Here is a 25,958-nt window from a genome sequence, read left to right on the forward strand (position 1 = left end):
AGCCAAGCTCTCCCGCGACCTGGCCGAAGCCCTGGGCAAATGTTGGATCGTCCGATTTCGCGCCCCGCCTGTGGCTTTGCGCAACTCTGTGAGCCGCGAATATTGGTGCACCCGAAGGGACTCGAACCCCTAACCTTCTGATCCGTAGTCAGATGCTCTATCCATTGAGCTACGGGTGCTGGCCGGGTCAGTGTACACGTCAGCCCCGTTATTTGGCGAATCGGGGCCGTCCGGGGACGCGGGCGTGCTTCCGGTCTCGATCCATGAGAGGCGCACACCGGTCGCCAGCGCCCACGCCTTGAGGAGCACCGGGCGGGGGACCGACTTGCCAGCCTCCGAGTTGTTCACCGATCTGATGCTGACACCAATGTGTTCGGCCAGCTCGCCTTGGTTCAGCCCCGCGTATTCGCGGGCGAGGCGCAGCCGTTGGGGCAGGTTGATCTCGGGGATTGCTCCCGACTCGTAGTAGTCGTGCGCTCTGGTCATGGACACAACTGTATTATTTGGTGCATAACTAGTCAAGAAAAAATGAAAATCAGAATGGAATTTTTATTCCTAATAAATTGATAACTTCTTAATTAAGAAGTATTGTGATAATCATACCGACCGCACAAGGGCCTATTACCGCAGCTCAAGCGGCAAGAATCTCGGGCATCTCCAAACGAACGCTCACGGCAGCCTGCCTCAGGGGAGGCCTTAAAGCAGAGAAGCTGCAAGGGGCCACGGGCGCATATGTCATTGACCTGGACGACTTCAAGCACTACATGCTCACCAAATACGGAGTAACCATCAACCTTCCCGCCGAGATGCAGAGCGCGTGAGGGGGCGGGGGTGAAGAAACTAAGAGCCCTGTTGGGGCGATTCAAGGGCGGCGAGGCGGGTTTCGAGGTCGATGACTCGTCCTTCGAGCTGGATGACGGCGTTGAGCAGGATGCCGAATTCCGCGCCCACGAGCGCTATATTCTTCGCGGTGTCCTCGGCGTTCCCGGCCTTGACTTGGACGTTCTCCAGCGAAATGTTCTCGATGGCGTTCAGCAGGAGGCGCTTCGCCTCGGCGGTGACTGTGAATTGGGCGGGGATGTCGGCGGCGGCGATCTCGCGCCAGCTTTTCGCGTCGGTGGTGTTCACCGTCTTGTACTGGCGCCAAGCCCTGGGTTTCATGAACCGCGCCGGTCGGGCCGTGCTGTGGGTGTTGGCCGCGTTGTCGGCGGTGTTGACGCAGAACACCCTCAGCGCGTGGACCGAGCAAGCCTATCCGGGCAGAGATGTTGTGCACACTGTGCTGTACGGGGCGTTGCTGTTCGCGTTGGCGCGGTTGATCGGCACCGCAGCCGGGTACCGCAAGAAACACTGAGGCTCCCCTGATCCGCCCTCCGCGAGGATCACGGCTCCTGCTGGCCGAACGCGGGCCACGCCTGCATCTGCTCGGGGAACAGGGGGGTTCCGTGCGCGACAAGGTGCCACGCTTGGCAGTAATACAAGAGGCAGTGGAGTTTTTCCGGCTCGACCTCCCCGCCGAGCCGGTCGATGATGTGCTGCGCGACATCGACCGCACTTGCCACCGTCAGCTCCTCGCATAGAACGTTGTCTTACTCTACTTGCTCGGGTCGTTGATCGCGCCTGTCTGAGGCCCCGCGCCACAATCTGATCCGGCCGCGTGCCCACCCCTCATCATCGGGGCACCCGCCCCCCTTTTTTCCTGTAGCCGTTATGCGGTGACAATAGCCAGAGCGCGTCTTGTCTCAGTGGTGCAGGATTGATAAGAACGCGCTGGGGATGCTGATGTAAAAGACAGGCCAGCCGAAGCAGAAGACCATGCCGGCCAGTGAAGCCGCCATGACACCTCTCCCAACGTTGCGCCACCTCTCATCGACTCTGAACAGGTAGACGCCCACTCCGAGCGAGGCAAGGAGGATGAACCCGAATTTTGATTCGAGGGTGAATCCCAAGACCACGAGGACAACGCTGGCGACGATCAACACCAGGAAGCTAATCGGGCTGTTCGATGAAAGTGTTGCGTGATCCTCTCGTTGGCTTTTCAAAATGTCACGTTCTCTCTCAGCACGGCGAGCACGACTGGCACGATGAGGCAGCCTATGGCTGCTCCGCCCCATCGGGGGGTTCTCCATATCAGGGGCAGCAGCAGCGCTGCGCACGCCATGACCGAGCAGGTCATGATGAGCGCGGGGCGTTCGCTGGCCGCTTCATGTGGAAGGAAGTAGCCGATGATCGAATACAGGATTTCGCAAACCGCTGTGATAATTGGCGCGCTCCACGTCGCAGCCGCCCACGAGATGGCAGGGAGTTTGATGGATGGCATCAGATGTTTCCGTTGAGGGCTATGACGCTTCGAAGTAGTTCACCACAAGGGTGTTCGACTTGGGGTAGAGGAATCCATGGGCTTGTTTGTGCGATAGAGGGTTCGCGGTGTTGATGTAGCTGTCAAGTTCGTCGCTCGTTTCTGCTTTTCCGGGGGGAAGCAGGCCGCGAAGCTCGCTCTTGATCTTTGGTGTTTCTTGCCGGGGGGAGTCTCCGAGCTGTTTTGCGAGGTTCTGCGTGATGTCGGGGGTCAGTCGGATTACCGCGTCAAGCCAGTAAGCGCCGGGGCCAGGAACCCGTGGGTCTCCGTAGTACCCGCCTGCCCATGTGGCCGTGTAGTCGTCTCCGATGTTCCGCAATCGTTTTTTGAGGGGTTCGAGGTCATGGCGGATCTCGCCTTTCCACTTTTTATCGGGGTCGTCTTGCTGCTGATCCTGAGATTTCGCGGCGGTGCTGTTGGTGCTGGGTGGCCTGCTGGCGCAGCCAGCGCTCCCAAGAGTGATGAGCGCGACCGCTATAGCTGTGAACTGTCTCATCAACGAGCCTTTCTCGTGTGGGATTCGGAGCGTCAACGTGGCTGGCTGGGCTCGTTCTCAGGGTCACGGGAGCGTTCGGGTTCCGAACCGCTTGAGACGGTTGCGTTCGGCGCCTCCCCGAGGGTCCAGGTGACCGTTCGTGTCAACTCGCCGCTGGTGTCAAACGGCTTTGCCCACCCGATCTCCTCGAACCTGCCGTTGACGCTATCGGGGGTGCCCGAGTCCATGTCCGCCGCCCCGCCTTTGTTGAAGTTGTAGCGGTCTTCAGCGTGGACTGTCACTTCCATCGTCACTTGGTTGCCGTCCACCCGCACATCGGCGCTCGCCCATTGGTAGTACGCGCCAATGGTCTTTTTCCAGTCCTCGGTGGCCGGGTAGTGGCCTTCGGCGTTCACGCCCCCGGTCATGGAGAACGAAGTGTTGCCGTTTCTCACGAGGCTTTCGGCCGCGCGTTGGGCTTCTGCGATCTTCTCGTTCACGTTCGCCCTGATGCTGGAATCTTCTTTGTACGCGGTTTCGTAGTCGAACTTCATCGGCGTTCCGCTGTTCTCCCGAAAGTGCGAGTACATCCGGGTTGCGTCGTCCAAATCGGGACGCAATAGTTTCGCGCCTTCGTTCATGGCCCCCCACTTCGCCCAAGAAGCCTCGTCCGCGAGGTTGGATTCCTTCGAACCGTACTCGTAAGAGTCGTCCAAGAGTCCGGTCATATCCGGTCGTTGCGGCGATCCTACGTGGTATTCAGCGTCTTTATGGGCGCTTCCCGGCATCGGCCCTTGGTCTCCTCGTCCTCTCGAAGGGTCTCCGGGCCTGTCGGGGTCTTTGCCGTCTAGAGGGCCTTCTTTGAACGGCTCGAATTTGTCCGCTTCGCTTTTGACGCTGTCGAGTTGGTCGCCGAGTTCTTCAGCGAGGTGTTGGTCTGCTGCGAGTTCGGCGGCGTTGAGGTCATCGGTGGTCTCGTACTCTAGTGCGGATTCGCGGGTTGCTTCGGCGTGCGCGTGCAAGGCTGCCGCGACCTCGTGGGCGTTGATGTGCTGGTTGGTGATCGCGGCTGTGAACGCTGCGGCGAACGGGGCTCCGACCGGGCCGAGGGCGGTCATCATCATGCCTTGGAACACGCTCGGGTCGAACGCGATGGTGCCGTCGAGCATGAGCGCCATCTGTTCGGTCTGCTCGGCATGCGCGAGCATGGCCTCCTGGTCGGCGTTCAACGGCTGGCCCACGATCCTCCTTTACTCGGCGCAAAGCCGGTGTGGACTCTAACATCCCCGTGGGACTCCAAAAACACTCAGGCTGCATTCGGGAAAGTGTTCTAAAGGGTTGCTGCTGGGACTCTTTAGGTTCATGCCGCTGCTGCTTCGGATACGGCGCGGACACCCGTGTTGGTCATGAGGGTTCAGGGGCGTGCGGCCCGCCCATTGGTTAAGGGGTGAGTGAGACTTTCGCGCCGCCCGAGTACGCCGAGTCGTGGAGGTCTATTTCCTTCGGTTGCGCGTCTTTCGGCATGTCGTACACGACTTTCGCGGTGACGATGTTGCCGGGGTTGATGTTGTCCCACACGGGGATGTCCGATCCGCCGAGGGCGATCTGAGCTTCTGTGTCAGGCTCGAATCGTCTGCCTTGCTGGTCGAAGAGCTTTTGGTTGGACGGCGAGAAGGACTGCGGTTGCCCGCTCGTGTTCTGCACGGTCATGGTCACGACGACGAATTGGCCTTGTGCTTTTTTCGCGAGATAGGGGTTGTCTCCGACTTGGGAGAGTCCTGCTTTCACGTCTGTCACGGTGAATTCGAATTTGCCGTCGCGCACATGGTCGTTCAGCTTCGCGGATGACTTCTGCGGGGCTTGCCCAGACGCTTCCGGCTTGTCTTTGGAATCTTTGCTCACGGCGAAGATAGAAACCGGGACGCAGCATCCGAGGATGAGGAGACCGCCGACGATCCAAGGCCACTTGCGAGTTTTCTTCGCGGGCGGTTGTTGCTGCGGGTAGCCGGGTTGAGCTGGGTTGTTCGGGTCTTGGTTGTACATCGTTGTACTCCTTTCTGAGGTCGAACTGTAAACGATCATGCCGTGTGCCACAGATCCGGGGGCCTATGCGTCGATAAGCGAGGTCACGCGGAGGTCTTCGCCTCACGATCTGAGTTATATTGGTCGAGCGACAGGATTGCTTGGCGTTTCCTCTTGTCCGCTATGAGCGTGTAGCCCCTCGTAGTGTTGGGCGACTTGTGGCGCATGAGGTCTTGGACGACGGCGAGGTCTGCGCCACGGTCGGACAGCTCGGTTCCGTACCAGTGCCTCAGCGAGTGCGGGGTGCCTTTGACCTTGGCCCGACGCATCGCCAGACTGATGACTTGCGAGACGGATTTGCTGTCCACATGTCCCCCGTTAGGTGGTGGGAACCAGAAGCCTTGAGCTGGCATCTTCTTGGCGAGTTCCGCGATGAGCGGGTGCAGGGGGAGCGTCTTGGTTCTGTTGCCTTTGCCGTTCACGACGAGGAAACGCGAGTCCACGATGTCTTCGCCCCGGATTTTCGCTATCTCAGCGACCCGGAGCTCTTGGCAGGCTGCGAGCAAGACTCTTGCTCGTGTGGTCGGCTGCATGCGGCAGTCGGCGAGGAGGCGGGCGAGTCCGTCGCTTGAGACGGGCCGGGGATCTCGTTCGGGGTGCCGCACGGCTGCGATCTTGACCATCGGGTCGTCGGACCTGTGGTCTTGGAATTGGAGCCACTTGAACCATGCGCGCAGATGCGTCGTGTATGTGGCGACGGTGGCGGTTGACCATTCGGGGTGTTGCGCGATCCACCGCTTAATGTCGATGACTTGGGCGTGCGCGGGCTGCACTCCGGTGTCTTTGTGGAACTTGCTAACGAACCGGACGCGCTCGGAGATAGTTGTCTCTTCGCGGCGTTGGATAGTCATGTCGGTCTGCCAGTCTTCGAGCAGCATTGTTTCCCCCCGAATGAAATTTCCTTCCATGTCGCAGATCATGGCATGAGTCACACCAGGCGCAATTGGCGCGTCTGACCTTGTTATCACCCCTTTGCCGCTCGGTGACATTGCGGGACTTGCCCGCCCGCCCTGAACCAGAGTGAGGCGGGTCATGCCGCCACGTCCTGTCGAACAGGAGAAAGAGATTTGCGGGAGAAACGCACTACTGGTCCGTAGTCAGATGCTCTATCCGTTGAGCTACGGGTGCTGGCCGCTCGGATGGCTTGCCATGCGAGCCATCCGGTAATACGGTATGAGCCGCCTACACGCCAATTTGGTACGACGACGTGCCGTTTTGCCATCCTGGGGTATGGGTGTCACGAGCTGCCCGAGCAGCGCGGACTGTGGGGTCCGTTCCTCAGTCCGCGCGGCTCGGGCGAGATGGAAACAACGGCCCTGTGCGCCGCGCCCGCGAAGGCTCAAGGACGAACGCGACGGACAAGCCGCCCGCCGATGAATCCTTTTCCTGCGGTGCGATTCCCGATTCCAACCAGGTTTCGCGTGCCGAGCGGCTTGGCGGCGGGCGGCCCTTGCGCCGAGAGGCTTACTTGACGAGGGTGAATTGGACGACGTCGAGCATGCGCTCACGGAATCCTATGGCGGATCCGGTGAGGTATTTGATGTAGATGTCGTAAACTTTTTGCCCCGCGAGTGCGATGGCCTTGTCTTTGTTGGCTTCGAGGTTGGCGCGCCAAATGTCGAGGGTTCGGGCGTAGTTCAGCGAGAGGGCGTGTTCGCGTTCGAGCGTGAAACCGCCGTTGGCCGAGTATTCGCGGACGATCTCGGGACTTGGGAGCTGGCCGCCGGGGAAGATCACCTTCGAGATGAACAGGATGAACCGCAGCCGCTCGGAGGTCATGTTCACACCGCGTTTTGCGAGTTCGTGCACATGGAAAGAGACGATGGTGTGCAACAACAAGCGCCCATGCTCGGGGAGGACTTGGTGGGCTTTGGCGAAGAACGCCTCGTAACGTTCGCGCCGAAAGTGCTCAAACGCGCCGATGGACACGATCCGGTCCACGGGTTGGTCGAACTCCTCCCAACCTTGCAGCCTGACCTCTGCGCTGCGCCCGTTCGGGTTGTGCAGATTTTCCAGCTCTTTCGCGACATGCTCGGACTGGTGCTTGCTGAGGGTGAGGCCGATGACGTTCACGTCGTATTTCTCGACTGCGCGTTTGACCGTGGCGCCCCAGCCGCAGCCGACGTCGAGCAGGGTCATGCCCGGTTCCAAGCCAAGTTTGCCCAGCGCGAGATCGATTTTCGCGTACTGCGCCTCTTCCAGAGTCATGTCTTCACGCTCGAAGTAGGCGCAGCTGTAGGTGCGTGAGGGGTCGAGGAACAAGAAGAAGAACTCGTCAGAGAGGTCGTAATGCGCTTGAACGTCGTCGAAATAGGGCTTCAAACTGGACATTGCCAAAGTCATCCTTACGAAATTGCCGTTGCTGCTCTCTGATTCGCTCATGCGCGAACGAGGAGCTTGGGAATCTGAAACCGAGCATGAAGGCTCAGCACGCAGGGATACTATCGAGCAAAGGGCGACGGACAACCCTTTGTTACAGCATCGTAATAAAAGAAAATGCATCCGCAGAGAAAGAAAATGCATCCGCAGAGAAAAAACGTCGGCCGCACGAGCGTCGGGGACCCTGAGAGGACTACGGCGGCGACCAGCCGTCCTTTTCGGCTCTGCGCTCAGAAGGGCTGCGCCGGCGCCCCTGTCGGCAAGCTGTGGAAATGGGGTTCGGCGACAGACGCGCTCATGTTTTTTCGCTCAACCCGAGCCCGCGCAAAAGGATCGCCTCGGCGTTGCGGACGTCCTCGACGGTGATGGTCATCAGCTGCTCGTCGGTGAAGTCGTCCACGTTGTCCGTGTGGTCGAGCCGGTGTTCGCGTTCTTCTTCAGAGCGTTCGACCAAGTTCCGCACGAAGCGGCCGTTCCCGGCGATGTCGATGCTGGGGCGCGGTGTTCCGTTATGGTCGGGCGTGGTGCTGTTGGCGAGCCTGCCGAGCACGCCTGCGAGCTCCACCTGGGCCTCGTCGTCAAACAGGCTGTCCCTGGAATGCGCCAGCCGGACGGCGATCTCCACCAGCTCGTCAGGGGTGTACGAGGGGAACGCGATGGAACGGGTGAAACGTGAGCGCAGGCCTTCGTTCGCGCTGAGGAACAGGTCGAGTTCGGCGCGGTAACCGGCGATGATGACGACCAAACGGTCCCGGTCGTTCTCCATCCTGGCGAGGAGCGTGTCGATCGCGACCAGGCCGAAGTCGTTTTTCGCGCCGGTGGACACAAGCGAATAGGCCTCGTCGAGAAAGAGCACGCCGTCGAGGGCGCTGTCGATGACGGCGTTGGTTTTCGCCTCTGTCTCACCGATGTGCTGGCCGACCAGGTCGGGCCGGTGGACCTCGCGGATGGTCTCTTTCTTGAGCAGCCCGAGTCCGCAGTACATTTTCGCGACCACTCTGGCGATCGTGGTCTTCCCGGTGCCGGGAGGGCCTGCGAAGACCAGGTGGTGCGCGCGCTGTCCGACGGCGAGCCCGCGCTCCTGTCGGCGCAACGCCATCGCCACACTGCTTTTCAGCCGCGCGACTTGGTCCTTCACTTCGTCAAGGCCGATGAATTGGTCGAGTTCCTGTTCGGCGATGTCGAGGAGCGCGGCTTTGCGTTCCGCCGCCGCGGGATCGATGTGCTCGTGCTCGTCCGGCTCGGTTTCCGGGTCCCACGGGTCGGTGCGGGCGTTGATCCGCGCCGCCGTGGTCGTGGGCAGGCCGAAGCTCGCGTCGCCGAGCGCCTGCTCGGCCTGCGCGTTGCCAGGGTCTGAGGCGTACAGCTCGTGGAGGGCTTCGAGCGCGCCGTCCTCGTCGTCGAGCGCGCGCAAGCACAGCGCCCGTGCCAACGCTCCGTCGGCGGCCGCGGCCGCGATCGGGCCTTGGGGCTCGTCCAGGTGCGACAGCGCGGGGGAGTGCATGCCGAGGCGGGCGAGGGCGATGCCGAGCGCGATCCGGGCGGCGTGCTTGGAAGTCGGGTCGAGATCTTTCGCCGGATTCTCGGCATTGGCGTTGTTCTCGGCGACCGTCGGGGTCAACAAGGCGACCACGTCGGGCCAGCGGGCGGCGTGGTAGCAGATTGCGGCGGTCAGCCAGCGCGCGTCGAATCTGCCGGGCTGCTCCTGCAGCACGGCAGCGGCGATCTCATGCGCCTTGCCGAGGTCCCCCTGCGCTGCTGTCGCAGCGGCGAGCGCGAGACGGAACCCGGCCGGTTCTGCTGCGCGCAGTTGCAAGTAAAGGCCTGACTCGTAGCGGAAGCCCAGCGCTTCGGGGCTCAGCCCGACCTCCCTCGCCAACTCTCCCGAGTTCGTCGAGTTGGCCACAATGGACTCCAACACAGGGAGAGAAAGATCACCTGCGGCGGCGAGGCCGACCCATCCGTCGCACGCGTCGTGCGCGACGCGGACCAGCGAAGCGAAACCGGAGCGGGCCGAGCCCAAGTCGGCGGGGCGGCGCCTGCCCCGAACGGGCAGGCCCAGCGCGAGGCAGCAGGTCGCGAAACGGCTCACCGTCTCGGAGCTAGGCGCCATTGGCGGCTCCGGCCATGGCGACGCGCAGGCTGCGCGGGCGCAAGTCCGTCCATGCGCTCTCGACGAAATCCAGGCACGCTTGACGGGAATCGCCGTCCGGAGCTCCGTGTTCGATCGTCCAACCGGCAGGAACGGCCGCGAACACTGGCCACAGGCTGCGCTGCTCTTCGTCGTTGATGAGGACGAAGAAACGGCCTTGCTCGTCGTCGAAGGGATTTGTCGGCACGTTTGCTCCTTTCATGTAAGCCAATGCTAACCTAAGAAAGGTTGGATTGAACTGCTAGCCCCTGAATTCTAGAATGCGGAGCCGAAACATGCCTGAAGTCCTCGCACGCGCCAGCGCCCCTGCCATCATGGCTCGAATTGCAGCGTCGGGACTGCGCAAAGACTACGTCGTATACGAGCGAGAAGGCGTTTGGTGGTACGCGGGCGGCGCGCTCGCCTCGGCGAAGCTCACCGCGAGCTCGTTGATCCTCTCCCGCGACGGGGCTCCCGCGCTGTCCGAGCCGTGGCTCGGACGCCCGGAGGAGGCGTTGGAGCGGGCCTCGGCATGGCTCCTTGAGCAAGGCGAGCGCGTCTTCGGCTGGGTCGCTTTCGAGTTCGGCGCGTATCGGCCTGGCTTCGGGGACCGGGTTCCCCCCGACACGGCCCTCGCGACACTCCTGACCCCGGAGGTTCTTGTGCGCGCCGAAGGCGACGAGGTCGTCGTGGAGTCCGGAGACGAAGCCGCGCGGTCCGCGGTGGCGGAGGCGCTTGAGGTCCCGCTCGCCGGTGCCGGTCGGACTCCGACCCCGGTGGACGTGCGCCTGGACCCATCTGGCTACCGGGAGCGGGTCGCGCAGGCGGTGTCGGAGATCCAGCGCGGCGACTACCAGAAAGTCATTCTTTCCCGACGGGTGGACCTGCCTTTCGAGGTGGATTTCCCGGCGAGCTACGAGCGCGCCCGAGAGCACAACACCCCGGTGCGGTCGTTCCTGCTCAGCCTCGGCGGCGTTCAGGCGTTGGGCTTCTCCCCGGAGATGGTCGCGGTTGTGCGGCCCGACGGCTTGGTGATCACCGAGCCGCTCGCGGGGACGAGAGCTTTCGGCCGGGGCGAGAGCGAAGATCTCGCCGCCCGACGCGAGCTTGAATCCGATCCGAAGGAGATCCACGAGCACGCGATCTCGGTGCGCGGGTCGTTGCACGACCTTGACGGCGTGGTCGAACCGGGGAGCGCCGAAGTGGGGCGATTCATGGTGGTCCGCGAGCGGGGCAGCGTCCAACATCTCGCGTCGACGGTGCGGGGTCGGCTCGCCCAAGGGCGTTGCCGCATGGACGCCCTTGCGGCGCTCTTCCCCGCGGTCACGGCGTCCGGGCTCCCCAAAGCTGAGGGCGTCGACGCGATCCTGCGGCTCGACGGCCCCTCGAGGGGCTTGTACTCAGGCTCGGTGTTCTCGGCCGACCGGGACGGCGGTCTCGACGCGGCGCTGGTGCTTCGCGCGGTCTACCAAGAAAACGGACGGGCGTGGCTGCGCGCCGGGGCGGGTTTGGTGGGGCAGTCCACGCCGGAGCGCGAGTTCGAGGAGACGTGCGAGAAGCTCGCGTGCGTCGCGGAGCACCTCATCGCGAAACAATAGCGAACGGAAAGGCCGGGGCTGAGCGGTCGGCGCGCCTGATCGCCCCGCCCCGGCCCGGCGCGCTCAGGCGTGCGCGAGCTGGGCCGCTATGGCGCGCTTGTCCACTTTGCCGACCGCTGTCATGGGCAGCGAAGGCAGTCGCAACAGAACATCGGGTTGTTTCTCGACGGACAAGCCTCGTTCGGCGAGGAAGGCCCGCAACTGCGGGAGTTCCAGCTGGCCCGCGCCGGCGTCTTCCGGGCGCAGCACGACTGCCGCGCAGACCTTCTCGCCCAAGTACTTGTCCGGGCACGGGACCGCCGCCGCGGCGCTGATCTGGGGGTGCGCGAGCAGATGCCCTTCGATCTCTTCGGCGGAAATCGTCTCGCCGCCCCGGTTAATCACATCTTTGACCCGCCCGACCACGACAAGATGCCCGGACGGAAGCCGCTTGGCGAGGTCGCCGCTGCGATAGAAGCCGTCCGGCGTGAACGAGCGCGCGTTCGCTTCCGGCGCGTTGTAGTAGCCAGTGATCGTGTACGGGCCGCGCACTTCGAGCTCGCCGATCTCGCCCTCAGGAACCTGCGCCCCTTCTTCATCCACCAAGCGCACCTCGTCCTCGTCGGACATAGGGCGCCCCTGCGTGGTGAAAACGAGTTCCTCGGGGTCGTCCGACCGGGTGCAGCAGATCAGGCCTTCGGCCATGCCGAACACCTGCTGCAGCGTGGCTCCGAGGGCGTTTTGGATCTCCCTGGCCTGTTCGGATTCGAGTTTCGCGCCGCCCACCTGCAAAAGTCGCAGCGAACTCAAGTCGGAGGACTCCCATTCGGCTGCCGCCGCCCACAGCTGGGCGAGCGGCGGGGTCAGGGCGGTGACCGTGACGCCGTGCTGCTCGATTGCGGCGAACGCCGCCTCGGGGCTGGGGTCGGAGGCGAAAACCGTCGTGCCGCCGAGGCTGATGGCGCCGAGGACCCCAGGGCAGGCGAGCGGGAAATTGTGCGCGACGGGCAGCGCCGCGAGATACACGTCCGACTCGGACAGCTCGCAGGCCTGCGCTGCCGCAGTCAGGTTGTACCAGTAGTCCCGATGGGTGCGCGGGATGAGTTTCGGCAGCCCCGTGGTGCCTCCCGACACCAGGAGGAGCGCAGGCGCCGCCGGGTCGATCGCCGGCGCGCTGTTCGATTCGGCGTACGCCTGGCCTGCCGCGAGCACCACGTCGATGGTGAGGGCGCGCACCGGGGGCGAGACCAGCTTGGCGATCTGCGGTGTGGTCAGGTGCGCGACTGCCCCGCAGATCTGGGTGAAATGGTTGAGCTCGGCGTCGCGGTGTCCGGGCAAGCACATGACGGGCACCACGCCTGCGGCGAGGGAGCCGAACAGCGCGATCAGGAATTCAGGCGAATTCGGAACTTGGAGGAGCGCTTTCTCGCCAGGCTCCAAACCGAACGCGGCGAGGCCTCTGGCGAAAGCCTGTGTCTCGTCTTCGAGTTCTTGGTAGGTGAGCGTCCGCTCGCCTTGCGCCACTGCGACACGATCCGGCCAGCGCTCGACGGCCCGGGAGAGGAGCGCTCCGAGCGCGCTCGTGTTCACATCGCCTCCCATGCGCGGTGCTTGCCGCCGCTGCGCGCCGACCAGGCGAGGTGCGGGCGGCTCTTTTCGTCACACGCGGCCCCACGTCGCAAAACGCCCGGGCTCGTGAGTTGTCTCGGCATGTTCATCAGCTCGATCTCTCGTGTTGTGATGTCCGGGCCAGGAAGGCTGCCCAAACAAAAGTAAGGGTACCCTATGTTGCGCTGTGGCCTCGTGCCGCCCGCCCGAATTTTTGCCACTGCGCGGGCGCGCCACTGCGGGACGCAGAAAATCTGCGACCGCCCCGAAGACGCTTGAAGGGCCTGCTCCGCGGCTTGCGCCTGGGCGGCGGCGCCGAAAACGACCATCTGTTGCCCGCCGCGTCCGCCGGACATCCGCCCGGCGCGCCTCCAGGAACCATTAGGGCAGCGGCTTCGGGGCGGCCGCCGCAGGAGCCGCCAACGCGGACTCCGCAACCATGCCGAGCGCGGCTGCCTTCGCCGATCTTCCCATGTCGTCTCCTCGGAAAACCGTCTCTGCGAGAGCCGTCCCCCTCGGAACTTCCCCTGGCGCACGTTTCTCCGCGGTCTCACGTCAACGATCCGCCGCCGCGTGCCGGCGCCCGGTCCCCGCTCTCAGCCCCGTTCCCCGCCGTGGGCGCAGAGGGGGTTCGCTCCCGCCCGTCTCGTGTAACCTCGCAGCTATGACGGTGCTGACCGCCGCCGCCCTCGACACGCAGAACCGCGAGTTGCTGCTCGATGAGCGCGCGAGGCTGACAGCGGAGCGCGCGAGGCTGCATGAAATGATCGCGGCCCGGCGCCGATGGGAGGGCTGGTTCGACAACTGCGACTCCGACCTGTGGTACGCGCAGCGAAAACTCGAAGACCTCGACGCCATTGAGCAGGCTCTCGCCGAGCATCCGGGAGCGCAACTGGTGTTTCTGGACATGCGCACCGGGGCGCGGGGCAAGGCCGCGGTCGCGGTCGGCGACGTCGACACGGCGGATCGGATCTCCATCGCGGTGCCGGGGATGAACACCACGCCGGGGCGGAGCATGGTGGACATGGCGCGGGAGGCGAAGGCGCTGCGAGACTGCGCGGCGACAATCCTGCGCAATGAGGGTTCGGCCGAGACAGTGGCCTGCGCGGCATGGATCGGATATGAGACGCCGCATGCCGAGCTGGATCTGAAAATGATGCAGAGCAGGAGGTTCGGCCCTGGTTGGGGGGACGGCGCGGTGGGCGCGCTCCGGCTTTTGAGCGTCGCGCACGCGAAGCGGGGCGCAGTGGATCTCGCTCGTTTTGTGGGTTCGTTCCGCCATGCGGCGACGCAGGGCGCGCATCGGCCCGCGATCACGGCGCTCGGCCATTCGTACGGTTCGCTCACCACGTCGCTCGCCTTGCAGTCCCTGCCGAGGGGCGCGGTCCAAGATGTTGTCTTCTTCGGTTCGCCGGGCATCAAGGCCGGGTCAGCCGAGCAGCTGCGCGTCGAACCGGGGCATGTGTTCGCGATGCAGGCGGTCGGGGACATGATCCGAAAGGTGAACCGCTGGTTCAGCGCCCCCGTGGTCGAGGCCCCCTGGATTCAGCGGCTCGCGACGCGCGCCGCTGTCGGGCCGGGCGACGGGCAGGCCCACGACAGCGCCATCGGCCACGCGGACTATCCCAGGCTCGGCGGGAACGGCCAACTGCGCATCACCGGCTACAACATGGCTTGTGTGCTCGCCGGACGCTCGGACCTCGCGGTGCGCGGCGTGTGAGCGAGCCTCGCCACAAGAGCTTGCCCGCACCAGGAGTTTATGTAATGCTTACCTAACTCAGCCCTGCTCAGTCGTGTCTTGGAGGTACCACTTTGTCGCAATCCGTGCTGCAAGCTGCCGGGGAACCCCCCGAGCCTCGGCGCGGCTTCGTGACCCGGCACCAAGTCACGGGCTGGCGGTTCATGTTGCGCCGGGCCGCTTCCGGCGTCGCTCTGCACGACACAAGAATGCTGGTCGAGCCGTTGCGCTCCCAGTCCCGCGCTTTCAGCTTGGGCCTCTTGCTCCTTGTCGCGGGCGTCGTCGGCTGTTTTGTGTTCTCGCTCATCAGCCCGGTCGGCGCGGCGAGCGAGCACGCTGTGCTCGCGGACAAGAGCACCGCCGCTTTGTACCTCCGGCTCGGCGACACAGTGCATCCGGTGCTCAACCTCGCCTCCGCTCGCCTCGCCATCGGTCGATCGGAGAGCCCGACCTGGGTTCGCGGCGCCGAGCTCGACCAGTTCCGCAGGGGAAATGTCCTCGGCATCCCCGGCGCTCCGGAGCGGATGGCGCAAAGCGACGAGCGCGACGCGCAATGGACCGTCTGCGACACGGCGCCGCCGCCAGCCCACGGCGTCATGCCTTCGGTCACGGTGATCGCCGGCCCCCTCGCGGCGGGCGAGGGCAAGGCCGCCGCGTTCTCCGGCGATCAGGCGGTGCTCGCGCGGACTGCGCGCGCCGCCTGGCTGGTCTGGGACGGGCACCGCGCCAGGATCGACCTCGCCGACCGCGCGGTCACCTCGGCATTGGGCGTGGAGCCGGACTCACCGGCGCCACGGGTCTTGTCGCAGGCATTGGTCGACGTCATTCCCGAAGGCCCGCGGCTGAGCGCGCCTGTCCTCCCCGGCGCGGGCGAGCAGCCCCGGTTCGCCTTGAACCGGCCGATCGGCTCGGTCGTCGCGGCCCGGACGCTCGACGGCCGGACGCAGAACTACGCTGTGCTGCAGGAAGGTTTGCAACCGATCCCACGCGTGCTCGCCTCGGTCCTGCGCAACACGAACTCCTACGGGCTCGCCGCAGTGCCGGTGCTGCCTCCGGACCAGATCTCCCGGCTTCCCGTCGCGAACCGGATCGACACGTCCGTGTACCCCGCGGACCCGGTGAAGGTCATCAACCCCGCCGCCGCGCCAGTGCTCTGCGCGCGCTGGTCGAAGCCAGATGCCTCGGCCGTCTCCACGCTCACGCTGCTCTCCGGCGCCGCGCTGCCGACACACGCTCCAGACAAGGCGGTGAGCTTGGTCGCTTCGGGCACGCCCGGAACTGCCGACCGCGTGGCGATCACGCCCGGCACGGGCTATCTCGCGCAAGTCGTCGGCCAAGAGGCCGCTTCCCCCACCCGTGAGGCGTTGTTCTGGATTTCCGACACGGGTGTTCGCTACGGCGTCGACACGAACGACAAGGACAGCAAGCCGCTCGAAGCGCTCGGCCTGCGTGAGCCCGCGCTGCCGATCCCCTGGTCGGTTCTGCGCCTCTTGGCCCCGGGGCCGACCCTTTCGCGAGCCGACGCCCTGCTCGCCCATGACAGTCTTCCCGCAGATCCTCGCCCAGGCCGGGTCTCCGCGCAGGAGCTGGGGCAGTGACCCGCGTTCTCTTTGAAGCCAAGCGGAGGTTGCCCGCGCCCGACGCGCGCACCGGTGTGATCGTGGTGGAGCCGCCGCCGGAGCTGCCGCGGCTGATTCCGCCGTCGCTGCTTCGTCGAGCGATGCCGTGGGTGATCGGCGCCCTTGTCGTCGGCATGGTCGTCGCCCTGTTCGCCACAGGCATGCGCCTCATCACGCCGCAGACGTTGTTCTTCCCCTTCGTCCTGCTGCTTGCCGCCACCGGCATCTTCCGGGGCTCGGGTTCTGGAACGCCGGTCGCCGAAGTGGACGCGGAACGCGCCGATTACTTGCGGTACCTGTCTCGGGTGCGCAGCGAAGCCCGAACCGCCGCGAACGCGCAACGCGCGGCGCTCGAATGGTCCCATCCGGCTCCGACCGGGCTCGCCGCCGTCGCCGGGACGCGGCGGCAGTGGGAGCGCGATCCTGGCGACGCGGACTTCCTCGTCGTTCGCGTCGGCCTTGGCGACGTGCCTGCCGCGGCGGCCCTGCGGGTCGGCGAGAGCGGCGACGAGGCCGACTTGGAGCCAGTGTGCCAAACCAGCCTCGCCGCGCTCATCGAAGCCCATCGCGACCTCGCGCACGCCCCCGTGACCATCGACCTCGCCGCAATCCGCGAGATCGTCGTGCACGGCCCCGCCGACGAGGTGCGCGAAGCCCTTTCCGCCTGGATCGCCAACGCGACATGCTGGCATGATCCCGCCGTGCTCGCCGTCGCCGCGTTGAGCCCGCACATCGATTCGCCCGCATGGACGTGGCTCAAATGGCTCCCGCACACCGACATCCCCGGCAAAGCAGACGGCCTCGGCCCGGCCCGGCGGCTCACCGCCGACGCGAGCGCCTTGCCCGGACTTGTCGCGGACGTGCTGCAAGGGCGCCCGCCGCGCGGCGGGGGACCAGCGGCTCTCGGGCATGTCCTCATCGTTGTGGACGACCCGGCATGGCGCCCGGACGCTGTGCTGCCGCCCGAAGGATACGCGGGGGTCGTCCTCATCCGCCGGGCAGAAGAGGAGCCTGGCCTGGATGAAGAAGTCGACCATGCCCGCCTCGTCCTGAAAGTCGAAAACGGTTCGCTCCAGCAGTACAAGCACGGCGTTTGGCGCGATTACGCCGCCCGCGCGGACACGCTCGAGCCGTCCGAAGCCGCGCACCTCGCCCGGCAGCTGGGACGCTGGGACTCCGGCCCCGTGGCCGTGGACTCCCGCGTTTCCAGCACGCACGGCTCGGGCTTCCCGGCCCTGCTGGGCATCGAGGACCCCGCCGACCTCGATGTGACCTCCTTGTGGTCCAGGAGATCGCGCGACCGCGAGCTGAGGGTCCCCATCGGGGTCACAAGCACGGGCGAGCCGCTCATGTTCGACCTGAAGGACGAAGCAGAAGGCGGCATGGGGCCGCACGGCCTCATGATCGGCATGACTGGTTCTGGAAAGTCCCAGACGATCATGGCGATCCTCCTTTCGCTCCTCACCACGCATCCCGCAGACCGGCTCATCGTCATCTACCTGGACTTCAAAGGTGAGGCGGGAGCCGACATCTTCCGCGAATTCCCGCAAGTCGTCGCCGTCATCTCGAACATGGCCGAGAAACGCTCGCTCGCCGACCGTTTCTCCGACACCCTTCGCGGCGAAATCGCCCGACGCGAGCAGCAGCTGCGCGAAGCGGGCCGCCAAGTGCAGGGCAGCGCGTTCAACTCGGTCGCCGAATACGAGAACGCCATAGCCCACGGCCACGACCTGCCGCCGATTCCGACCCTCTTCATCGTCGCGGACGAGTTCACCCTCATGCTCGCCGACCACCCCGAGTACGCGGAGCTCTTCGACCACGTCGCCCGCAAGGGCCGCTCCCTGCGGGTGCATATCCTTTTCGCCTCCCAGACGCTCGACATCGGTCGGATCAAAGACATCGACAAGAACACCTCCTACCGGATCGGCTTGAAGGTGGCGAGCCCCGCCTCGTCCCGTCAAGTCATCGGGGTCGAGGACGCGTACCACATCGAATCCGGCAAGGAGCACAAAGGCGTCGGCTATTTCGTGCCCTCGCCAGGAGCCATGCCCATCAAGTTCCGCGCCTCCTACGTCGACGGCGTGTACGAACCCCCGAGGGCCATCGCCGCCGCGAAGCCGTACGCCTCGGCCGAGCCGAAGCGTTTCACCGCCGCGTGGGCCGCGCCGGACCAGCCCGAAACTGAGGAGGCGCCCGACGGGCCCGCGCCGATCGCCAAGGCGCGCAAGCTCATCGCAGTCATCGGCGAGCAGCTCGCCGAACTCGGCCCCAAAGCCCCGGAGCTTTGGCTTGCTCCGTTGGACACCCCCGTCTCGCTCGGCGGGCTCCTGCGCCGCGTCGGCGCGAACGCCCCGAGCCTCCGTCCGTTGTGCTGGCCGGTGGGCGAGATCGACCGCCCGTTCTTGATGCGCCGCGATCCGTTGGTGTTCGACGCCGCCTCCGCGGCGGGCAACATCGTGATCCACGGCGGCCCGAAGTCCGGCAAGTCCAGCGGGCTCATGACCGTTGTGCTCTCGGCTGCCGCTGCTTGCTCCCCTGAGGACGTCCAGTTCCACATCCTCGACTACGGCGGCGGTCGGCACAGCGCGCTCGCTCCGCTCGCGCATGTCTCTGCTGTGGCCTCCCCGCATGACGATGAGCTCGTCCGGCGGATTCTCGCCGAGCTGCGCCAGCTCCTCGCCGCCCGGCGGCGGCTCTTCCGGGACCACGAGGTGGCTTCGATTGAGCAGTTCCGCCAGCGCCGCAAGACCGAGCCCGCCCTCGCCGACGGGTTCGGCGACGTGTTCTTGCTGCTGGACGACCTTTCGGCGTTCAGCAGGGCCAACACCGACCAGTTCACCACGAAGAATCCGCTGCTCGCCGAGGTCTCTGAGCTCGCGAACTCAGGTCTTGCCTACGGGATACACGTCCTCGTGACGACGGCCAACTGGATCGACGTGCCGTTGGCGATGCGCGACGGATTGGGTTTGCGGCTGGAGCTGCGGCTCACCGATCCGCGCGACAGCAACGTCCGCGACCCGGAGGCTTTGCGCAAACCAGCGGAGTTCGTCCCAGCCGACCAGCCGGGACGAGGGCTCACCCCCTCTGCGGAGCATTTCCTCTTCGCGGCGCCTCGGCTCGACGAGGAGGACACGGATGCGGGGCTCACGGCTGCGACCGCTGCCTCGGTGCGCCTGCTCAACGACCGTTATCCGGGGGTCGGGGCTCCGCGAGTGCGCGTCCTGCCGGCCTCCTTGGACCCCGCGGACCTCGAGCCGGTTCTGCCCGAGCCCGATCTGTTGGTCATCGGCCGCCGCGAAGAAGACCTCGCCCCTGCTGCGGTGGACTTCGCCGCGAACCCATTGCTGCTGGTCCTGGGCGACAGCGCGTCAGGGAAGACCACCTTGCTGCGCCATATCATCCGCTCTGTCCGTGACAACAGCACCGCGGACCAGGTCGCGTTCACGGTGGTCGACCGGCGGCTGCGGCTGGTGGACGAGCCCCTCTTCGCGGACAACGAGCACACCACCCACCTTGATCGGGTCATCCCGGCGATGCTGGGGCTCACCGCGCTCCTGGAGCAGCGCCGGCCCCCCGCTGGCCTCTCGGCGCAGCAGTTGCGCAGCTGGTCCTTCCCCGTGACCGCGAGCGACCCAGGGCAGACGCATTACCTCCTCATCGACGACGCGGACCAGATACCCGACGCCCCGGCGTTCAGCGGCCCGTATATCGGGCAACGCCCCTGGTCGGGGATTATCAGCTTGTTGGCTTCGGCTGCTGACCTCGGATTGCGAGTGATCGTCACAGCAAGAGCGGCAGGCTCCGGGCACACAGTGATGACGAATTCGCTCTTGCGGGCCTTGGTGGACTTGCAGGCGAACACACTGATGCTCAGCGGGAACCCGCATGACAGCGGTAAGATTCGAGGACACCGCTTTTCCCGTCTCCCGCCCGGCCGGGCGGTTCTCGTGGGCGACGACGACGTCCCCGCTTTCATCCAGCTCGCAAACGCGCAGAGCGCAGAAAAGAGAAAGGAAGGTCGCCGATGATCTTGCGAACATTGCCGGAGGGCATGACGGCGGTCAGTTCCCTTGTCGAGGGGATCACGGCTCGTCTCGCTGCGGCGCACGCCGCTGCGGCTCCCGCTATCACGGCAGTGGCGCCGCCCGCGATCGACGCGGTCTCGCTGTCTGCCGCAAGCAAGCTTTCCGCTCAGGGGGCGGAGCGCCAGATTTCCGGAGCCACAGGTGTCGCCGAACTGGGCAGCTCCAGCCTCGGCGTCGCTGAATCCGGAGCCAGCTACCTCGAGGGCGACCTCGCGGCAGCCGCTGTGTATTCCGCAGAGATCGGGTGACGGCCCGCAAGGGCCGAAACCTCACAATATTGTCCGTTTGAAGATGGAGAAGGAGTTTCTATGAGTTTGTTGGATGCGCATATTCCGCAGTTGGTGGCGTCGGAGGGGGCGTTCGGCGCGAAGGCTGGGTTGATGCGGTCGACGATGGCGCAGGCGGAGTCGGCGGCGTTGGGGGCGCAGGCGTTTCATCGGGGTGAGGCGGCGGTGGCGTTCCAGGCGGCGCATGCTCGGTTTGTGGAGGTCGCGGCGCGGGTGAATGTGTTGTTGGATATGGCGCAGGCGAATTTGGCGGATGCGAGCGGGAGTTATGTGGCGCAGGACGCGGCTGCGGCTTCGTCGTATTCGGTGGTGTGATTGTTCCTGTTTTTTTGGGAATGTTTCCCGGTTTTTCGTGAGGAAGGTTGTTTTATGACGCAGATTATGTACACGTATCCGGCGATGTTGGCGCAGGCTGCGGAGATGAATTCGTACGCGGCGGCGTTGCAGGTGGTGGGCGCGGACGTGGCGAGCGAGCAGGCTTTGTTGGCGGGTGCTTGGCAGGGTGACACGGGTTCGAGTTATCAGGCGTGGCAGGCGCGGTGGAATCAGAGCATGGAGGAATTGGTGATGGCGTATCGGGCGATGGCGAGCGCGCATGAGCAGAACACGCTCGCGATGAACGCCCGCGACATGGCCGAAGGAGCCAAATGGGCGTGAGCCGCGGTGCCCGATAACAGCCCCACCGCGCCAGGCGCGTGGGCGGCATGGGCCTGGCGGAGCTTTCGGGTCGGGCTGGGCGACCGCTTGCGGGCGAATCGAACAGCGACGTGAAAATTTCCATGGAACCCCGTAGCACATCACGTTCCGCCACGCCGGACTCGTTCGACGCGGTGGAACTGACTCTGCATCAGGCATGGCTCGTCGCCGAGCTCGTCGGCGCAGGCGAGTACCCTTCGTCGCTGTTCATCACTGCTCCGTTCGCCCCAGGGCACGTCGCGGAACCAGTCATCAGCCATGTGCGCCAAGAACTTGTCGAGCTCGGGGTCATCGGCCCGGACGGCAAAGTCGACAAGCGGGTCGCCTCGTGGGTCAGCGCTGTGTGCGCCGCGCAGCAGTTCTTCGAGGCGCGCACCGTGCGCGGCGACAAGAACGTGATGGACGTGGGCTCCAACCAGCTCCACGCGTTCATCGCGCACAACGACAGCCAGACAGTCGTCGCGATGCGGGCGGGCGGGCTCGTGACGTTCACCCAGCTCGGTTCCCCGCACCCGAAGACGCTCGCCAGCGTCCTCACCGCAGGCCTGCCAGGGGCGAAACCCGCGAAGTTCCGGCAGTTCGCACTGCCGACCGCGGCAGGCGCGAAGGCGGACGAACGGCTGCGGCGCGGAGCAGCCCCAGAGGCGGTGCTCGCCGAACTCGGCCTTTCCGAAGAGGCTCGGACCACGCTCAAGGCCATGCTCGACGGTCGCCGCTCCTTTGTGGAGATCTCGTTCGGCGCGCGCTTGCGCAAAACGGACCGCGTGGGGATCGGCGTGCTCGACACCGCCCTTGGCCGTGTGCTCGTCGCGCCCTCGCGAGCCCCGGACGGCCAATGGCTTTCGACGTTTTCACCGGGCACCACCCCGGCAATCGCGGCAGCTGTGCAGCAGCTCGCCGAAACACAGCTTGCTCAAGCAGAGCGGAACGAAGAGAAACAGTGCGGGGGAAAGTTCTCCAGCACCACTGACAGTCAATGGAAAGAGGCTCGATGACCGAGGGTTCGACCCTGGCCAACTCGCACGACAACGCATGGTCGGGGGAAGCTCCCGCGAGTTCGGCGAGCGGGGGGGTTGCTTCGCCGTTGGTTCGTGTCGCCGTGCTCGGCGACGGCAAACTGGCTGATCTTGCCTTGCCGACCGACCTGCCGCTTCGTGAGATCATCCCGGCGGTGCGCCGACTGGTCGCTCCGACTTCGCCGGACGAAACCACCCCGGACGGGCGACGGCTCAGCCTCGCTCCGCTCGGCGGCGCGCCGTTCAGCCTGGACGCCACATTGGACGCGGTCGGCATCGTCGACGGCGACCTGCTCGCGCTGCAGCCGTTGCCCGCCGGGCCTGCGGCTGCCAGCGTGGTGGAAGACGTCGCGGATGCGGCGGCTCTCGCCGGGGCGCGAGTCGGACCTGGTTGGAACGTCGGCCTCACCCAGCGCGTTGCCCGCGTGACGGCCGCGGTCTTCTTGCTGCTGTTCACCGTGGTCGCCTCGGCCTGGTGGTCTCACGGCGGCGGTGTGCCTGCGCGCTGCGCGCTCGTCGGAGTCGCAGTGGCGGCGGTGGCGGCGAGCCTGGTTTTGCGCTCGCGGCGCTCCCCGGAGGCTTCGGCTGTGCCCAGCGCCGCAGTGCTGTTGCCTCTTGTGGCGTTGTTCCCGGTGACCGCCGCGGCGGCCGCGCTCGTCCCTGGCCCGTTCGGACCGGCGCAGCTTCTGCTCGCCGCCGCGGCCGCGACCACATGGGCGGTGCTCTGTGTGCTCGGCTCCGAGCGCTCCACGGCGTTCTTCACCGCAGTGGCGGCCTTCGGCCTCGCACATGTCCTTGTCTGCGGCGCGCAGGTCCTCTGGCACATCTCCTCGCCTGCCTCGCCGTGTGTGCTGATCCTGCTCGGACTCGCGTTGACGGTCGCGGCGCCCGCGCTGTCTGTGCTGTTCGCCCGCCTGCCTTTGCCGGACCTGCCTGCGCCGGGCGATCCTTTGCCCGCGCCGAACGACAAGACGGTGCTCGCGGATCTGCCGCGCCGGGCGAGCCGGGCCGCGTCGCTGCACACAGGTTTGATCGCTGGTGCGACATCAACCCTCGTCTTGGGTGTGCTCTGCTTGCTGCCGACGGCGGCAAACGGCGCTGGGTCGGGCAACTTCTGGCGTTGGTATGTGGCGCTCGCCGCCCTGTCGGCCACTGTGTTGCGAGCCAGGGTGCCCGCAGGCGCCGCTGCCAAAGCATGGCTTGTCACCGCCCCGGCACTCGTCGCGGCGCTCGGCGCGGGGATCGCCGCACGAGCAGGGCAATGGCTCTGGGCGCTCGTGCTGGCGGGCGTGCTCGGGGTGATCGCCGCCATATGGCTCGTGGTCGCGGCGCGGCCCAAGCTCGCAGACCCCGAAGGCTACTCGCTGCCCGCCCGACGCGCGGTGAATCTGTTCGCCCTCGCCTTGGACGCGTCGCTGATCCCGGTGATCGCCTACCTGTGCGGCGTGTTCCAGTGGGTGCTCGCCGGATGACGGCGGGCGCGCACCGGGCGAGGCGCGCCCTGGCGCTCACCGCTGTCCTCGCCGCGCTGACAGCCGTCTCCCTGCCGCCGTCCGCCGCCGCGCCGTTCTCCGGTCCGCCCGTGGTGGACATGGGGGCGTTGCCCGCCAACACGGCTCCGGTTCCGCCGCAGCCGATGGAGCAGCGCCGAGCCTGCGTCCTCGCCGGAGGCGTCCCCGATCAAGCTTTGACCGGCCTGCCGCCAGACCTTGCCGCCCTCGACTTGCCTGCCGCGCAGCGGCTCGCGAGGGGAGAGGGGCAGACGGTCGCGGTCCTCGGCACCGGGGTGGCCCGCAATCCCAGGCTGCCCGAGCTCGCCGGAGGGGGAGACTACGTCGGGCAGACCGACGGGCTCAATGACTGCGACGGCGTCGGCACGCTCGTCGCGGGCGTCATCGCGGCGCAGCCAGCGCCCGGCGACGGCTTCATCGGGATCGCGCCCTCGGCGAAGATTTTGTCGTTGCGCGTCTCCTCCGCGATGTTCAATCTCAAAACCCCCGGCGACAATCCGATGCTCGCGCAAGCTTCCGTGTCCGCGCAGGCCCTCGCCCGCGCGGTGGTGCGCGCCGCGGACCTCGGCGCCACGGTGATCGTGGTCAGCTCAGTGCTGTGCATCCCCGCGGACGTGACCGTCAACGACATCGCGGCGGTCGGCGCCGCCGTGCGCTACGCCGAAGAGGACAAGAACGTGGTCGTCGTCGCAGCTGCCGGGGACACAGACCAGGCGAATTGCTCGGCGAACCCGATCACCGGCCCGGGCCGTCCAGGGGACTTGCGGGACTGGGCTGGCGTCGAGACCGTCTCCCTCCCGTCGTTGTGGCAGCCGTATGTGCTGTCAACGGGCTCGCTCACCCCGCAAGGACGCACTTCGAAGTCCTCGCTCGCAGGCCCGTGGGTGGGCGCCGCCGCGCCGGGCGAGGCGGTGGTCTCGCTCTCCAATGCCCCTGACGTGAGCGTCGCGAACGCTTTGCTCGACGAAAAAGGCAAGCCCGTCCCGGTGCAAGGCTCCGCGTACGCGGCCGGGTACATCGCAGGGGTGGCGGCCTTGGTGCGGTCCAGATACCCCCAATTGACCGCGTATCAGGTGATGAACAGGATCACCCAGACCGCGCACAACGCGGCCCGGCTTCCCTCCAGCCTCGTCGGCTTCGGGACGGTCGACCCGCTCGCGGCGCTGACCTGGGACCTGCCCGCAGGACAAGCCCACGCCCCCAGTGATGCGGCGATGCGCCCGCCTGCGCCAAAGGTGAAGCAGATAGCGCCCCCGCCGCCCCCGCCGCAGGACCCTCGGTTGCCCAAGACCGTGGCGCTCGTGGGGACGGGGATGTTGGCTTTGGTGATCGGCGCGGCGGCAGCGATCGCCACGTTGCGAAGGAAAAAAGGAGATATCTCGTGAGCATTGCTCCTGCTCGGCCGAGTCGGGCGAGGGCGACGCTCGTCCTCGCCCTGGTGTTCGCCGCAGGTTTCTCCAGTGTGCCGTGGCGCCCGGCTTCCGGGTGGTTCGTCGGCGTCGCAGCGGCAATTGTGTTCCTCGTGCTCGCGAGCTGGGGCGGCGCGCACATCAGCACGATCCTGCGCCGCCGTTTCGCGCTTTCCTCGCGCAAGCGTCTGGTCAAGCAGGGGGATGCGGACGCGGCGGCGAAAGACCAGCAACGGGCGGCGGCCCGCGCGACGGCGTTGATCCGCGTCGCCGCGCCTGCCGGCGCCGGTCCGGCGGACTGGCTTCCGCTCTCGTTGATCGCTGGCTACCTCGACCGTTACGGTGTGCGCTGCGCCGCTGTGCGGGTGGCCTTCCGTCGCGTGGGCGACGAGCAGGAAGCATGGATCACTCTTGTGGTGGACGCGGTGCAGAACCTCGTCGCGCTGCGCGCCCGCTCCCCCCGTATCCAGCTGCACGAGCTCGCCGAGGCCACTGGCCGCAGGCTTGCGGCGCAACTGCGTGAGGAAGGCTTCTCTTCCTCGAGCGGGCGGGACCCCCAAGCGGAGCACGCTGATGACGCCCAACACCGAGAAGGGTCCCCTGCGCCGAGCCCGATCGACGGGCTCCGCGCGGACGACGGCGCAGAGGACTGGAACGGCGTGGTCGTCGGCGAGGAGCGGGTCTCCGCGTACGCTGTGGCGGCCAAGGGCGATCTCGGGGCTGTGCTCGCCGAGATCGCCGCCTACCCGGCGCGGGAGACGTGGACGGTCCTCGAGTTCACCGGCGAACCGGCGGACCCAGACCTGGTGGTCGCCTGCGCCCTGCGCAAAAAGGGCGTCGTCGAGCTGTTGCCCGCGGGGCTGCAGCCGCGCCGAGGCGACCATCTTCCCGCTCTGGCCGCTTTGGCCCCGACCGCGACCGCGCCGCTCTCCCGTTGACCCCGGGCATGGGCGGGTTTGACCTTTGCGGCTGGCTCGACCAGAATC

The 25,958-nt window shown here is 66.1% G+C and carries 26 protein-coding genes and 1 tRNA gene; 12 read left to right on the plus strand and 15 right to left on the minus strand.

Annotation, left to right across the window (positions count from 1 at the left end; genetic code table 11):
- Positions 1 to 103: 103 nt before the first annotated feature.
- From SROT_RS03655 to SROT_RS03670, 3 genes are all read right to left on the minus strand, one after another.
- Positions 104 to 179 (minus strand) — tRNA-Arg (locus SROT_RS03655).
- On the minus strand, positions 130 to 486 hold the full coding sequence (locus tag SROT_RS17405) for a helix-turn-helix transcriptional regulator (RefSeq protein WP_083777907.1): 357 nt from the start codon (positions 484 to 486) through the stop codon (positions 130 to 132). The genes SROT_RS03655 and SROT_RS17405 overlap by 50 nt, the downstream gene beginning before the upstream one ends.
- A gap of 354 nt (positions 487 to 840) precedes the next feature.
- Positions 841 to 1,161 (minus strand): hypothetical protein, encoded by a 321-nt coding sequence (locus SROT_RS03670; protein WP_148223327.1) that lies wholly within the window; start codon positions 1,159 to 1,161, stop codon positions 841 to 843.
- Between SROT_RS03670 and SROT_RS03675 the strand changes: the two genes are divergently transcribed.
- Positions 1,160 to 1,354, plus strand: a complete 195-nt coding sequence (locus SROT_RS03675; protein WP_148223328.1) for a putative phage holin — start codon at positions 1,160 to 1,162, stop codon at positions 1,352 to 1,354. The two genes, SROT_RS03670 and SROT_RS03675, sit on opposite strands and share 2 nt — an antisense overlap.
- Before the next feature lie 28 nt (positions 1,355 to 1,382).
- Here SROT_RS03675 and SROT_RS03680 read toward each other — a convergent pair whose 3' ends face one another.
- From SROT_RS03680 to SROT_RS03730, 10 genes are all read right to left on the minus strand, one after another.
- The gene (locus SROT_RS03680; RefSeq protein ID WP_013137664.1) at positions 1,383 to 1,562 is read right to left on the minus strand and encodes a Panacea domain-containing protein; all 180 of its coding nucleotides are present in this window, start codon (positions 1,560 to 1,562) and stop codon (positions 1,383 to 1,385) included.
- A 180-nt stretch (positions 1,563 to 1,742) separates the two neighbouring features.
- Positions 1,743 to 1,982 carry a hypothetical protein gene (locus SROT_RS03685; RefSeq protein WP_013137665.1) on the minus strand — a complete coding sequence of 80 codons (240 nt, stop codon included), beginning with the start codon at positions 1,980 to 1,982 and terminating at the stop codon, positions 1,743 to 1,745.
- 56 nt (positions 1,983 to 2,038) lie between these two features.
- Positions 2,039 to 2,320 (minus strand): hypothetical protein, encoded by a 282-nt coding sequence (locus SROT_RS03690; protein ID WP_013137666.1) that lies wholly within the window; start codon positions 2,318 to 2,320, stop codon positions 2,039 to 2,041.
- A gap of 19 nt (positions 2,321 to 2,339) precedes the next feature.
- On the minus strand, positions 2,340 to 2,855 hold the full coding sequence (locus tag SROT_RS03695; RefSeq protein ID WP_013137667.1) for a hypothetical protein: 516 nt from the start codon (positions 2,853 to 2,855) through the stop codon (positions 2,340 to 2,342).
- Positions 2,856 to 2,887: 32 nt separating this feature from the next.
- The gene (locus SROT_RS16985) at positions 2,888 to 4,075 is read right to left on the minus strand and encodes a type VII secretion target (protein WP_013137668.1); all 1,188 of its coding nucleotides are present in this window, start codon (positions 4,073 to 4,075) and stop codon (positions 2,888 to 2,890) included.
- A gap of 199 nt (positions 4,076 to 4,274) precedes the next feature.
- Entirely contained in the window at positions 4,275 to 4,877 is a 603-nt protein-coding gene (locus SROT_RS03710; protein ID WP_013137669.1) for a DUF4352 domain-containing protein, read from the minus strand.
- 83 nt (positions 4,878 to 4,960) lie between these two features.
- A complete protein-coding gene (locus SROT_RS03715; RefSeq protein WP_041406894.1) occupies positions 4,961 to 5,824 on the minus strand; it encodes a tyrosine-type recombinase/integrase in 864 nt (287 codons plus the stop codon).
- Between the two features lie 556 nt (positions 5,825 to 6,380).
- Positions 6,381 to 7,247 (minus strand): cyclopropane mycolic acid synthase family methyltransferase, encoded by an 867-nt coding sequence (locus SROT_RS03720; protein WP_013137671.1) that lies wholly within the window; start codon positions 7,245 to 7,247, stop codon positions 6,381 to 6,383.
- Positions 7,248 to 7,590: 343 nt separating this feature from the next.
- Entirely contained in the window at positions 7,591 to 9,408 is a 1,818-nt protein-coding gene (gene eccA / locus SROT_RS03725) for a type VII secretion AAA-ATPase EccA (RefSeq protein ID WP_013137672.1), read from the minus strand.
- Positions 9,398 to 9,634 (minus strand): MbtH family protein, encoded by a 237-nt coding sequence (locus tag SROT_RS03730; RefSeq protein ID WP_013137673.1) that lies wholly within the window; start codon positions 9,632 to 9,634, stop codon positions 9,398 to 9,400. The genes eccA and SROT_RS03730 overlap by 11 nt, the downstream gene beginning before the upstream one ends.
- Before the next feature lie 88 nt (positions 9,635 to 9,722).
- On the opposite strand from SROT_RS03730, the gene SROT_RS03735 reads away from it, so the two are divergent.
- The gene (locus SROT_RS03735) at positions 9,723 to 11,024 is read left to right on the plus strand and encodes a salicylate synthase (protein ID WP_013137674.1); all 1,302 of its coding nucleotides are present in this window, start codon (positions 9,723 to 9,725) and stop codon (positions 11,022 to 11,024) included.
- Positions 11,025 to 11,087: 63 nt separating this feature from the next.
- Here the strand turns inward: SROT_RS03735 and SROT_RS03740 are convergent, their stop codons facing one another.
- On the minus strand, positions 11,088 to 12,593 hold the full coding sequence (locus SROT_RS03740) for a (2,3-dihydroxybenzoyl)adenylate synthase (RefSeq protein WP_245535353.1): 1,506 nt from the start codon (positions 12,591 to 12,593) through the stop codon (positions 11,088 to 11,090).
- Entirely contained in the window at positions 12,590 to 12,967 is a 378-nt protein-coding gene (locus tag SROT_RS03745) for a hypothetical protein (RefSeq protein ID WP_013137676.1), read from the minus strand. The genes SROT_RS03740 and SROT_RS03745 overlap by 4 nt, the downstream gene beginning before the upstream one ends.
- Positions 12,968 to 13,275: 308 nt before the next feature.
- Between SROT_RS03745 and SROT_RS03750 the strand changes: the two genes are divergently transcribed.
- From SROT_RS03750 to eccE, 10 genes are all read left to right on the plus strand, one after another.
- Positions 13,276 to 14,331, plus strand: coding sequence for an alpha/beta hydrolase (locus SROT_RS03750; RefSeq protein ID WP_013137677.1), 1,056 nt, complete (start codon positions 13,276 to 13,278; stop codon positions 14,329 to 14,331).
- Positions 14,332 to 14,423: 92 nt separating this feature from the next.
- Positions 14,424 to 15,947, plus strand: coding sequence for a type VII secretion protein EccB (gene eccB, locus SROT_RS03755; RefSeq protein WP_013137678.1), 1,524 nt, complete (start codon positions 14,424 to 14,426; stop codon positions 15,945 to 15,947).
- Entirely contained in the window at positions 15,944 to 19,996 is a 4,053-nt protein-coding gene (locus SROT_RS03760; RefSeq protein WP_013137679.1) for a type VII secretion protein EccC, read from the plus strand. The genes eccB and SROT_RS03760 overlap by 4 nt, the downstream gene beginning before the upstream one ends.
- Complete coding sequence (locus SROT_RS03765) at positions 19,993 to 20,301, plus strand: PE domain-containing protein (protein WP_013137680.1); 309 nt, start codon at positions 19,993 to 19,995, stop codon at positions 20,299 to 20,301. Before SROT_RS03760 ends, SROT_RS03765 begins: the two co-directional genes overlap by 4 nt.
- A 60-nt stretch (positions 20,302 to 20,361) precedes the next feature.
- Positions 20,362 to 20,655: a hypothetical protein gene (locus SROT_RS03770; RefSeq protein ID WP_013137681.1), complete on the plus strand. Its 294-nt coding sequence runs from the start codon at positions 20,362 to 20,364 to the stop codon at positions 20,653 to 20,655.
- A 54-nt stretch (positions 20,656 to 20,709) separates the two neighbouring features.
- On the plus strand, positions 20,710 to 20,997 hold the full coding sequence (locus SROT_RS03775; protein ID WP_013137682.1) for a WXG100 family type VII secretion target: 288 nt from the start codon (positions 20,710 to 20,712) through the stop codon (positions 20,995 to 20,997).
- A 122-nt stretch (positions 20,998 to 21,119) separates the two neighbouring features.
- Positions 21,120 to 22,031, plus strand: coding sequence for an ESX secretion-associated protein EspG (locus SROT_RS03780; protein ID WP_148223332.1), 912 nt, complete (start codon positions 21,120 to 21,122; stop codon positions 22,029 to 22,031).
- Positions 22,028 to 23,524 carry a type VII secretion integral membrane protein EccD gene (gene eccD, locus SROT_RS03785; protein ID WP_013137684.1) on the plus strand — a complete coding sequence of 499 codons (1,497 nt, stop codon included), beginning with the start codon at positions 22,028 to 22,030 and terminating at the stop codon, positions 23,522 to 23,524. Before SROT_RS03780 ends, eccD begins: the two co-directional genes overlap by 4 nt.
- Positions 23,521 to 24,948: a type VII secretion-associated serine protease mycosin gene (gene mycP / locus SROT_RS03790; protein ID WP_013137685.1), complete on the plus strand. Its 1,428-nt coding sequence runs from the start codon at positions 23,521 to 23,523 to the stop codon at positions 24,946 to 24,948. Before eccD ends, mycP begins: the two co-directional genes overlap by 4 nt.
- A complete protein-coding gene (gene eccE / locus SROT_RS03795) occupies positions 24,945 to 25,910 on the plus strand; it encodes a type VII secretion protein EccE (RefSeq protein ID WP_013137686.1) in 966 nt (321 codons plus the stop codon). Before mycP ends, eccE begins: the two co-directional genes overlap by 4 nt.
- Positions 25,911 to 25,958 lie beyond the last annotated feature (48 nt).

The sequence above is a fragment of the Segniliparus rotundus DSM 44985 genome, from assembly GCF_000092825.1.
GTDB lineage: Bacteria > Actinomycetota > Actinomycetes > Mycobacteriales > Mycobacteriaceae > Segniliparus > Segniliparus rotundus.